At 50.6% G+C, this 10,406-nt stretch carries 11 protein-coding genes; 1 reads left to right on the top strand and 10 read right to left on the bottom strand.

Translation table 11 applies throughout. The features are described 5' to 3' along the window. Positions 1-131 precede the first annotated feature (131 nt). Positions 132-944 carry a cytochrome C assembly family protein gene (gene ccsA, locus HMPREF2606_RS02540; RefSeq protein WP_070583714.1) on the bottom strand — a complete coding sequence of 271 codons (813 nt, stop codon included), beginning with the start codon at positions 942-944 and terminating at the stop codon, positions 132-134. Between the two features lie 182 nt (positions 945-1,126). Here ccsA and ffh point away from each other — a divergent pair, with 182 nt between their 5' ends. Continuing rightward, entirely contained in the window at positions 1,127-2,497 is a 1,371-nt protein-coding gene (ffh, locus tag HMPREF2606_RS02535) for a signal recognition particle protein (RefSeq protein WP_070583716.1), read from the top strand. A gap of 102 nt (positions 2,498-2,599) precedes the next feature. Here ffh and HMPREF2606_RS02530 read toward each other — a convergent pair whose 3' ends face one another. The 9 genes from HMPREF2606_RS02530 to pyrE all read right to left on the bottom strand — a co-directional run bounded on the left by HMPREF2606_RS02530 (position 2,600) and on the right by pyrE (position 10,318). Next, positions 2,600-2,899 carry a hypothetical protein gene (locus HMPREF2606_RS02530; RefSeq protein ID WP_083297171.1) on the bottom strand — a complete coding sequence of 100 codons (300 nt, stop codon included), beginning with the start codon at positions 2,897-2,899 and terminating at the stop codon, positions 2,600-2,602. Between the two features lie 139 nt (positions 2,900-3,038). After that, on the bottom strand, positions 3,039-3,734 hold the full coding sequence (locus HMPREF2606_RS02525; protein ID WP_070843260.1) for a thiol:disulfide interchange protein DsbA/DsbL: 696 nt from the start codon (positions 3,732-3,734) through the stop codon (positions 3,039-3,041). A gap of 170 nt (positions 3,735-3,904) precedes the next feature. Continuing rightward, positions 3,905-6,016, bottom strand: coding sequence for a TonB-dependent receptor (locus HMPREF2606_RS02520; RefSeq protein WP_036493724.1), 2,112 nt, complete (start codon positions 6,014-6,016; stop codon positions 3,905-3,907). A 158-nt stretch (positions 6,017-6,174) separates the two neighbouring features. After that, entirely contained in the window at positions 6,175-6,708 is a 534-nt protein-coding gene (locus HMPREF2606_RS02515) for an alpha/beta hydrolase (RefSeq protein ID WP_036493722.1), read from the bottom strand. Between the two features lie 10 nt (positions 6,709-6,718). Beyond that, positions 6,719-7,063 carry a hypothetical protein gene (locus HMPREF2606_RS02510; protein WP_036493720.1) on the bottom strand — a complete coding sequence of 115 codons (345 nt, stop codon included), beginning with the start codon at positions 7,061-7,063 and terminating at the stop codon, positions 6,719-6,721. Further along, the gene (locus HMPREF2606_RS02505; RefSeq protein WP_003684015.1) at positions 7,050-7,829 is read right to left on the bottom strand and encodes an exodeoxyribonuclease III; all 780 of its coding nucleotides are present in this window, start codon (positions 7,827-7,829) and stop codon (positions 7,050-7,052) included. The genes HMPREF2606_RS02510 and HMPREF2606_RS02505 overlap by 14 nt, the downstream gene beginning before the upstream one ends. A 45-nt stretch (positions 7,830-7,874) precedes the next feature. After that, positions 7,875-9,188 (bottom strand): amino-acid N-acetyltransferase, encoded by a 1,314-nt coding sequence (gene argA / locus HMPREF2606_RS02500; RefSeq protein WP_036493716.1) that lies wholly within the window; start codon positions 9,186-9,188, stop codon positions 7,875-7,877. Beyond that, complete coding sequence (locus HMPREF2606_RS02495; protein WP_036493714.1) at positions 9,185-9,580, bottom strand: MJ0042-type zinc finger domain-containing protein; 396 nt, start codon at positions 9,578-9,580, stop codon at positions 9,185-9,187. The genes argA and HMPREF2606_RS02495 overlap by 4 nt, the downstream gene beginning before the upstream one ends. A gap of 96 nt (positions 9,581-9,676) precedes the next feature. Continuing rightward, the gene (pyrE, locus tag HMPREF2606_RS02490; RefSeq protein WP_003682682.1) at positions 9,677-10,318 is read right to left on the bottom strand and encodes an orotate phosphoribosyltransferase; all 642 of its coding nucleotides are present in this window, start codon (positions 10,316-10,318) and stop codon (positions 9,677-9,679) included. Between the last annotated feature and the right edge of the window lie 88 nt (positions 10,319-10,406).

Raw genomic sequence — 10,406 nt, 5'->3', positions numbered from 1 at the left:
CCCTGTTTTAACAGGGTTTTTATTTTATAAAAAACTCCAGCAACCTTCCTACACTATCCATACATACAAAAGAACACAAAACAAAGGCCGTCTGAATTGCTCTTTCAGACGGCCTTTTTTATGTTTTCTATTTATCCAATACGTTGAAGGACAATTTCTAGGACAAATTTACTGCCCACATAGGCAAAAATCAGACTGACAAATCCGACAATAGTCCAAACGGCGGCTTTTTTGCCGCGCCATGCGGTCATGCTGTGTTTCAACAATAATGCGCCATAAATCAGCCACGACATAATACTGAAGATGGTTTTATGCGTGAAGGTCATCGGCTTGCCGAAAATAGTTTCTGCAAAAAACGTACCGCTGATTACAGAATAGGTCAATAAAACGAAACCTGCCCACATACCTTGAAACATAAGTTTTTCCAAACTCAATAAAGGTGGCAAGAAGCTGACCAATGCGGAAAAACGGCGTTTGTGCAAATTACGGTTGATTAAAAGGATTAGGATGGCAAATAAGGTAACGATGCCAAACAATCCGTATGCAAGCAATGATGATGCGATGTGCGACAGTGGCAATAAGTCTACAATTTGGCGACCTGAAAAATCCCCCGGGAAAAGGAAACCCAACAATAAGGTCAATGCGGCACAGGGATACAATAAGAGTTGCACTCCGCGCAGACAATAAAAGAAGCTGCCCAAGCAATACATCATCAGCATCAGCCAGACTATCAGACTGAGCGAATAACCAAAACCGGTAATCAATACCCTATCCTGCAATACAGGGAACATCAATGCTGCGCCATGTACCAATAATGCGCCGCTCAAAATCAGAAGCTCGGTTTTCAGCGGGTAAGACTTATTATTGTGCTTTTTATGTTGCAACCAGGAAAATGCGCCCAATCCGGCATACACCAGCATAAGGCAGATTAAGACAATCGGCATAAATATCTTTCTCAATAGAGGTGTGAACACTTGACGGACAGCCGGCAGGGTTTCAGACGGCCTTTGTGTACGTGTTTGTGTTCTTGAAGCATAACTTCGGACTATCGTGTAAAATAATCCGAATTTTATTTTAACAAAGAATGCCCTGTATTGGGCAGCTATTCTCATTATCAAGGATAAGTATGTTAGACAACCTGACCAACCGCTTCAGCAAGGTACTTAAAAATATTCGCGGCCAATCAACGCTGACCGAAGACAATATTAAAGAAGCCTTGCGCGAGGTTCGTCTTGCCCTGCTGGAAGCCGACGTTGCATTACCCGTCGTTAAAGAATTCGTCAACACAGTCAAAGAACAGGCCCTTGGCCAAGAAGTCGTCGGCAGCCTGACGCCTGACCAAGCCTTTATCGGCGTGGTCAACCAAGCCTTAGTCGAATTGATGGGCAAGGAAAACAAAACGCTGGATTTATCGGTTTCACCGCCTGCCATCGTTTTGATGGCCGGTTTGCAGGGTGCCGGTAAAACAACAACCGTCGGCAAACTCGCCCGCCTGCTGAAAAACGATCAGAAGAAAAAAGTCTTGGTGGTATCCGCCGACGTTTACCGCCCTGCCGCGATTGAACAGCTGCGCCTGTTGGCCGAACAGGTCGGCGTGGACTTTTTCCCATCCGACACCAACCAAAAACCGGTTGAGATTGCAACTACCGCCGTTGATTACGCTAAAAAACATTTTTACGATGTCTTGATGGTCGATACCGCTGGCCGCCTGGCAATCGATGAAGAGATGATGAACGAAATCAAAGCGCTTCATGCGGCGGTCAACCCGGTTGAAACTTTGTTCGTTATTGATGCCATGCTGGGTCAGGATGCGGTAAATACCGCTCAGGCATTTAATGAAGCCCTACCGCTGACCGGTGTCGTATTGACCAAGATGGACGGCGACTCGCGCGGCGGTGCGGCATTGTCCGTACGCCATGTAACCGGCAAACCGATTAAATTTATCGGTGTCGGCGAAAAAATCAACGGCCTCGAACCTTTCCACCCCGACCGTCTTGCCAGCCGTATCCTCGGCATGGGTGACGTATTGACCCTGATTGAAGACGTTCAAAAAGGTATTGATGAAGAAGCCGCCGCCAAAATGGCGAAAAAGCTGCAAAAAGGCAAAGGCTTCGACCTCAACGACTTTAAAGAGCAAATCCAACAGATGCGCAATATGGGCGGCTTGGAAAACCTAATGTCAAAAATGCCTGGCGAACTGGGTCAAATATCGAAAAAAATCCCCGAAGGAACGGCTGAAAAAGCGATGGGCAAAGTAGAAGCCATCATCAACTCGATGACTCCAAAAGAACGCGCCAACCCTGCCCTGCTCAAAGCCAGCCGCAAACGCCGTATTGCAATGGGCGCGGGTACGACCGTGCAGGAAGTGAACAAATTGCTCAAACAGTTTGAACAAATGCAACAAATGATGAAGATGTTCAGCGGCAACGGCTTGGGCAAACTGATGCGCTTGGCCAAAGGCATGAAGGGAATGAAAGGCATGTTCCCGGGTTTGTAAGCTAATTTGACCGAAAACGCCGTCTGAAAAGTTTCAGACGGCGTTTTTGTTTTTACTCTAGCAAGAATTACTATTCACATATAACTATGAAATCTATTCCTTTTAAGGATTTTCATAGCGTATCGTTGCCTCTTCCAACATTTCCCATTGGCCACCACTACCATGGTAGGTTTCGGCACCAAGCCTGAAAACGGCATTGCAGTGCGTACATTGAAAATAATGTACCACGAAATCGTTCCAACCATATATGTCACGATTACCCTGAGAATCAGTATGGGTAATGTAACCGCTATTGGCGATGGTTTTGGCAAAATCAAGGCTGGGACCATAAACTTTGTCGTAGGCTGGAGTAATATCGATAAGCGTGCCGTCTGCTAAACGATCAGAGGCTTGCAGTAACATTTGCGATAATTCTTTCGGAACCCTGATACGAACGGTAGGTCGCAGGTCAGAACAGTAATCACACATGGTTTGGATCTTTCAGCACAGTGAAGGAAAAAGAGATAAGGGACGCGAAACCTTTGCTCATTCAATCCTCAACTTATTGCGGCTTTTTCTGCTCTTCGCGTACTTTGTCCACCAACTGGCCAATCGTGGTCATGCCGGACTGCCAGTCTTTAAATTCGACTTGGTATTTGCCGCCGACGATCACAGTCGGCGTGCCGCTGATTTGGAATTTATTGGTCAATTCTTCCATTTGAGCCGCACGCGCTTGGCTTTCGGGCGCTTCAAATGCAGCCAATACTTTTTTGCCGTCAAACGCTGTTTGTTCGGACAGCCATTTTTTCAGGGTATCGGTATCGGCCAAGTTGATTTTTTGGTTAACCATCGCATCGAAAATATGGCTGTTGGCTTTATCTGATTCACCGGCCATTTCCACTGCGGCCGCCAAACGTGCCAAAGGTTTCATTTCGTCACCCCACACGACATGCTCCCGGCGCATATAGGTATCGTCTTTAAACGTTTTGATGTGCTCGCTCAAGACAGGCTCAAGATGGGCGCAATGCGGGCAGAAGTAGCCGAAGAATTCCAATACTTCGATTTTGCCGGCCTGCTGTTGCGGAATCGGATTGGACAATACGGTGTAATTGACACCTTCGGTCAATGCGGCAGGGGCTGCCGGAGCAGATGTGTTGCTTTGGGCGCTATCCGCCGGAACGCTGGTTTCCGCCTGTTTGCCGCAAGCGGCCAATGCCAACAGGGTTAATGAGGTCAAGGCTAAGGTTTTCAGTTTCATAGGTATCTCTTTACATTCAAATCAATGGGCGGATTTTATGGCATTTTGTTGGAGGTGTGTTCGATTTGAGTGAAAAAATGTGTTTAGTTTTATTTCAACCTTTATAAAAGGCCGTCTGAAATATGGCTTAGATCATAGCCTTATTTTCAGACGGCCTTTGCCTGATTTCATCAGAAACGGTAATTTACCCGGGCAGTATAGCCGCGCGGATTACCTGGCATGGCATCCGAACGCCAATATTTTTGATTGAGCAGATTGGCCGCGGCAAAGGTAACGTTAACATTTTTATGGTTCCAGCCGAGCATGGCATCAACTCGGGCAAAGCCTGGAAGTGTGGTCACTTCTTTGTTTCTTGAGTCGTAACCGTAGCGTTTTCCCGTACCGGTTACGCCGATTTCACCGTAGAGGTTTTCGGTTGGTGTGTAACGGAAAAACAGGTTGCCGGTAACGTTGCTGGTGTTATTCAAATGGATGCCCACTCGGTCGGGATTTTCTTTGTCTTCAACGACTTTCGCCTGCATCACGCCCAACGAACCGCGCAGATAGAGTTTTTTGGGAATGATTTGCCCGATGGCGGACAATTCCACGCCGCGCGAACGGTGTTTACCGCTGACTGCCCAAGTGTAGGGATCATTTTGCGCGTCGGGGCGGTAGCGGATATTGAAGCGTTCGATTTGGTAGGCAGACAACGTAGTGCTGAGGCGGTCGTCCAGCCAACTGCTTTTAACGCCGGTTTCGTATTGGCGGGTGTACTCGGGGTCGGCGTTGAACACGGCGGCAGACGACGTGTCGATACTCAAATAGCCGCCGCGTCCGCCATAAGGCGCGAAGCCTTTATTATACGAGGCGTAGAGCGTGTGGGTGGGCGTTACGTTCCACACTGCGCCGATATTGGGGCTGAACGAGTGTCCGCTGTATTGGCGGCTGCTGCCGGTGAGTTTGTTTTCGGAATTAAAGGTGTATTTGTCGTAACGGCCGCCGAGGACGAATTTCAAATCGGGCGTGGCGGAGAAGATGTTTTGCACGAAGATGCCGTAGGAATCGGCCTTGTGTCGGTTTTGAGTGAGAACGGGCTGCAATCTGCCCGAAGCCGGCCAGCTTGCGCGGTCGTAGGGGTTGATGGAGGCGGAAAAGGTGCGGCTGTAACCCAATGTCGGGTTGCGGTGTTCGCGGCTGTAATCCATGCCTACGGTCAGGTGGTTTTCAAAACGGCCGATGGAGTAGTCGCCGTTGAGCGTGAAGTTGGACGACAGGGTTTTGTTGTCGGTCTGCTGCCAGGCGTAGTTGCGTTTGATTCGGCTGCCGTTTTCGCTGCCCGCATAGAAATGGTCGAAATCCTGCGCCGCCGTGCGGTGGGCAATCTGCCATTGGGCGCGCCATTTATCGTTGAAGGCGTATTCGAGGTCGGAACGCCAAACTTGCAGCTTGTCTTTCACAAAATCGTTCGGGTGGGCAAAACCCATGCGGTAAGGCAATCCGAAGCGGTCGTACACAGACTTGGTCGGGCTGCGGTCGGGCGTGCGCTCCACATTGTCGTAGGTGTATTGTCCCGTCCATTTCAAGCCGTTGTCGAGTTTGACGGTAATGCTGGGCGAAACCATGACGTTTTTGCTATCTATGCCGCTGCGGAACGAATTGGCGCGCCCGACTTCGCCGGTGAGGCGGATGGCGACGTTTTTGTTCAGCACTTCGTTGATGTCCATATTCAGGCTGCGGTTTGCCCACGAGCCGTAAACCGCACCGATGTTGCGGCTTTGTTTGAAGTTGGCGTATTTGCTGACCATGTTGATGACGCCGCCGCCGTTGGTGCGGCCGTAAAGCACGGAAGACGGGCCTTTCAGAATTTCCACGCGCTCGATGTTGGCGGTGCTGCGGCGCACTTGTCCGCTTTCGCGCACGCCGTCACGGTAAATATCGGATGCGTCGGCTTGAAAACCGCGCAGGAAAATGCTTTCGCCGCGCATATCGTAGGCAGCATCAATGCCGGCATTGCCTTCGAGGATGGAACTCAAATCGTTCGTACCGTAATTTTTGTTTTTCTGGATATTGAGCGTATCGACGGTTTGCGGCGTTTCTTTGATGAGCTGTCCGTTGCGGGTAACGGCGGCTTCGTCGTAGTTGATGTAGCCTTTGAGTACGCTGGTATCGGACTGTCCGACCACGGAAACGGTGGGCAGAGTGGCAGTGTAATGTTCACCATTGTCCTGCGTATCGGCGGCAGCAACAGGGAAAGAAGCGATAATCAACGTGGGTAATAAAGCTAAATGAAATGGTATTTGCATTTTTATACTCAATTTAACGAAACAACCGAATTATACTGTCTCACAAAGAAATGAGAATAGTTTCTTTTAATTATATTTAACATGATATTTGTAAACAAAGGCCGTCTGAAACTCATATCGGTTTCAGACGGCCTCTCTTCTTGATAAACCCTTCTAAACTATTTACTTAACAACATTTCCTGCATCAGCTTCATGCCCCATTGCCAGCCGCCGAGTGCGCCGTTTAACCGGCCGGAATGCGGCGACTGAAGCAGGCGCGCCTGCCAGCGGTCGGCCTGTTCTTGCGCCCAATCGCGTGGCGTGCCGTTTGTTTCAGCGATGACCAACGCCGTACGGCAAGGGCAGCGGACGCGTTGGAACGTATGGATTTCGTCTTCGGGAAAAGCCTCGGGACGCGGCGAGACCAAAATAATATTGGTCAGGCGTTTTTGCGTCATGATGTCGGCTTGGTACAGCCATGCCAAAAATGCAGACACACCGGCACCATGAGCCACAACGGCAATATTTTTGCTGACAATATGCTCAAAGGCCGTCTGAATGGCGTGTTGCCATTCGGAAACGGTTTGCCGACCATCGGCTTCGGCGGTTTGAACAATCGGATAGCTGACCGCCCAGCGGTCTATCCACATTTCCGCTTCATCCGCATCGCGTATCAGAAACAGCACCATTTCTTCGAGTTCGAAGCTCTGCATTTCAGACGGCCTATTTGAGCAAGTCGTTGAGTGTAAATGCGATCAACAAGGCGGCAGGCACGCTGAGAATGGCACAAGTCGCCAGACACAGTACGATGTTGGCAATCAGCCGCCAGCCCTTCCAAGCAAAGCATTTGGCCGCAATCAACAGGCAAGGCAATGAAAACAGCAGCCATACCAACGCCCATGTCGGATTGGCCTTGGTCGGCTCAACCCAGCCGGACATCCGCGCCAACATAAACACCGCCCACACCAGCATAGGCAGCACAAATGCCGCTACGACCCACGCTGCGCCTACGCCGGTTTTGCCGTTTATATTCCAATCATATTTACCAAAAACCTTATTCGGCAACATAGTCATACTCCACAACTAAAGGGGCGTGATCCGAGAATTTTTCGTCTTTATAAACATGTGCGGAAACAGCTTTGGCGGCCAACTCCGGCGTAACCATCTGATAATCGATGCGCCACCCGACATCTTTCGCATACGCTTGTCCGCGGTTGCTCCACCATGTATAGCCCGGCACATCCGGATAAAGTGTGCGCCACATATCCGTCCAACCGAGCTTGTGGATGACTTTGCCTATCCATTCGCGCTCTTCAGGCAAGAAGCCCGAATTTTTCTGATTGCCCTTCCAGTTTTTCAAGTCGATGTTTTGGTGGGCAATGTTCCAGTCGCCGCAGACGACGATGTCGCGCCCTTCGTTTTTCATGGCTTCGAGCATGGGATAGAACGCGTCCAAAAAGCGGTATTTCACTTGTTGGCGCTCTTCCGCGCTGCTGCCGCTGGGCAGATACAGCGAAATTACCGACAACTTGCCGAAATCGCAACGGACAAAACGGCCTTCTCTGTCAAATTCTTCAATGCCCATGCCGATTTGCACATTGTCGGGTTTGCGTTTGCTGTACACCGCCACGCCGCTGTAACCGCGCTTTTCGGCGCAATGCCAGTAGCCGTGCATACCGTGCGGATTTTTCATATCGTCTGACAGGTCGGCTTCTTGAGCTTTCAGTTCCTGCACGCAGACGATGTCGGCACCGGAAGCGGCGATGTATTCATAAAAACCTTTTTTATAGGCGGAGCGGATGCCGTTGACGTTGGCAGAGATAATTTTCAACATAAGATTTGAGTGATTTTTAAAAACGGATAATAGGATTGAAGTTTTTCAGACGGCCTGCAAGTCATAAACAAATACTTTGGAATTGCGGCCGTTGGCATTGTATTCCTGCCGGCGTTCGGCAGGCAGGTCATCGGCTGAGGCCGTCTGAAAACCCCGTTCGACAAACCATTCGCCCGTATGCGTGGATAAGGCGAAAAGCTTTTTGATATTTAAGGCGCGTGCCTTTTGGAACAGATGTTCCAACAGCAGTTCGCCGTAGCCGCCATCGCGCGCTTCGGGCGACACCACCAGACAGGCCAATTCGCCGCAGTCCGGCTCGGAAAAGGTTTTCAACGCCACGCAGCCGTAAATGTTTTGATCGTGTTCCAATACGGAAAAGCTGGAAATATGGTTTTCCAAATACTCGCGGCTGCGGTGTAACAAAATGCCTTGTTCCGCCAGAGGGCGGATTAAGGCGATGATGTGCGGAATATCGTCGCTGCGTGCCTGACGGATGGAAACAAACGGCTCACGGGCAATAGATGTACCACTGCCCTCGCGGGTAAACAGCTCGCGCAGCAGGCTGCCGTCTTCACGGCCGTTGAGAATCTGCACCCGCGATACGCCGTTTTCCAACGCACCTACCGCCGCATGCAGCAAATCGGCAGGTGCATCCGGATTGTCACGTATCAGCTCCTGCACTTCGCCGACAGACAAAGTATTGGCCAAAGAGCCGTCAGCTCGGCAAATACCGGCTTCTTCGGTCAGGAAAACCAGCTTCTCCGCCTGCAAAGCCATGGCCGCTTCCTGCGCGGTTTCGCACATACTCAGGTTGAAGGTTTTGCCGCTGTACGAATGCCCTAAAGGGCTGATCAGCACCACGGCGCCGCCATCCAAACGCAAACGGATTTCTTCCGCGTCGATTTTGCGGACGGTCCCGGTATAGCCCATGTCTACGCCGTCGATAACGCCCAACGGACGGGCGGTAATAAAGTTGCCGCACGCGATAACCGGCGGCTTGCTCCGTTGCTGCGCAGATACGCTGCTGAACAAAGCTGCTTCGACATCGCTGCGGATAATCCCCGCCACCTGCTTCACTTCCATCAGGGTCGCTTCATCGGTAATCCGTCGGCTGCCGCTGTATTTCGGAACAAAATTCCGACCCGAAGCCAATTTGTCGAGCAAATGCCGCGAACCGTGCACCAAGACCAAACGCAAGCCCAAGCTGGCCAACAGGTTCAAATCTGCGGCCAAACGGATCAGGGTTTCGCCTTCCAACAGGCTGTCGGTCACGCCGACCACCATGGTTTTGCCACGCAAATATTGAATATAGGGCGCGGCTTCGCGAAAGCTGGCAACAAAATGAGCGATGTTACTCATAGCAGTGCAAGATAAAAGAGTTGCATAATCAAAACCGTCAGCGCAATCAGCGATGCCAACGTCCAGTTGAACCCGTCCTTGCGCGTTTTGACCGCTACCTGCTCTTCCGCCTTGGGCTCTTCCTTGAGCGCGCTGTTGAGCAAATCGGAAATTTCTTTGCGCGAGAGTTTGGAATGTTTGAGGATTTGCGCGCCGATGTTATGCACGAGGCGCACATCCGTTACCGCCACAGGCAGATGGGCCGGATCGGCCGGCAGGTTGCCCGACAGATAATCCTTGGCCTTAAACATCCCCGAACAACGCGTGCAGACCACAAAACCCTGCGCCACGTTCAACTGGGCATCTTTCACCCAATGCGGCGTTTTACAATGAGGACAAGAACAAGCAGGCATGAGTATTTTCCGTAAGTGTATTGAATCAAAAATATATTTTAGCCAATGCTTCAGGCCGTCTGAAAACTGCTTCAGACGACCTGAGCATAATGTTATTTAAACCGCGCCGTAACGTTCGCGATAGGCTTTGACCGGCTCGAAGAAGCCGCCAAATTCGGCATTGTTTTGCAAGAGCGTGAACAAGTCGTTCAGGTTGGCAATCGAAACCACCGGCAGGCCGTATTGTTTTTCCACTTCCTGCACCGCCGACAATTCGCCCGTGCCTTTTTCCATGCGGTCGAGCGCAATGGCCACTGCGGCAGGCGTTGCGCCTTCGGCCTCAATCAGTTTGACCGACTCGCGCACGGATGTACCGGCGGAAATCACATCATCGATAATCAACACGCGGCCTTTCAAAGGCGCGCCCACCAACACACCGCCCTCGCCGTGGTCTTTGGCTTCTTTGCGGTTGTAGGCAAACGGTACGTTTACGCCTTTTTCCGCCAACATCATCGCTGTCGCCGCCGCCAAAATAATGCCTTTATAGGCTGGGCCGAACAGCATATCGAACTTCACGCCGCTGGCAATAATGGCTTCGGCGTAAAATTTCGCCAGCTGCAAAGTCGATGCGCCGTCATTGAACAAACCGGCATTGAAAAAATAAGGCGACTGACGGCCGGCCTTGGTCGTAAATTCGCCGAATTTCAACACGTTTTGTGCCAAAGCGAATTTGAGGAAGTCTTGACGGAAATCGGACATTTGGGTTCTCCCGAAAGATGTTGATTTATCAAAGAAACGATTATAAAGGATTCATGCGGAAAAATCAGGCTGTCTGAAAAACGGGTTC

The organism is Neisseria sp. HMSC070H10, assembly GCF_001837635.1.
Lineage (GTDB): Bacteria > Pseudomonadota > Gammaproteobacteria > Burkholderiales > Neisseriaceae > Neisseria > Neisseria subflava_A.
The sequence above is the reverse complement of the archived record's forward strand: the minus strand, read 5'-3'. Positions and strand labels throughout refer to the sequence as shown.

Coding starts and splice junctions, on each gene's coding strand:
- ccsA (WP_070583714.1), bottom strand. CDS start 944: ATGCCGATTGTCTTAATCTGCCTTATGCTGGTGTATGCCGGATTGGGC.
- ffh (WP_070583716.1), top strand. CDS start 1,127: ATGTTAGACAACCTGACCAACCGCTTCAGCAAGGTACTTAAAAATATT.
- HMPREF2606_RS02530 (WP_083297171.1), bottom strand. CDS start 2,899: ATGTTACTGCAAGCCTCTGATCGTTTAGCAGACGGCACGCTTATCGAT.
- HMPREF2606_RS02525 (WP_070843260.1), bottom strand. CDS start 3,734: ATGAAACTGAAAACCTTAGCCTTGACCTCATTAACCCTGTTGGCATTG.
- HMPREF2606_RS02520 (WP_036493724.1), bottom strand. CDS start 6,016: ATGCAAATACCATTTCATTTAGCTTTATTACCCACGTTGATTATCGCT.
- HMPREF2606_RS02515 (WP_036493722.1), bottom strand. CDS start 6,708: ATGCAGAGCTTCGAACTCGAAGAAATGGTGCTGTTTCTGATACGCGAT.
- HMPREF2606_RS02510 (WP_036493720.1), bottom strand. CDS start 7,063: ATGTTGCCGAATAAGGTTTTTGGTAAATATGATTGGAATATAAACGGC.
- HMPREF2606_RS02505 (WP_003684015.1), bottom strand. CDS start 7,829: ATGTTGAAAATTATCTCTGCCAACGTCAACGGCATCCGCTCCGCCTAT.
- argA (WP_036493716.1), bottom strand. CDS start 9,188: ATGAGTAACATCGCTCATTTTGTTGCCAGCTTTCGCGAAGCCGCGCCC.
- HMPREF2606_RS02495 (WP_036493714.1), bottom strand. CDS start 9,580: ATGCCTGCTTGTTCTTGTCCTCATTGTAAAACGCCGCATTGGGTGAAA.
- pyrE (WP_003682682.1), bottom strand. CDS start 10,318: ATGTCCGATTTCCGTCAAGACTTCCTCAAATTCGCTTTGGCACAAAAC.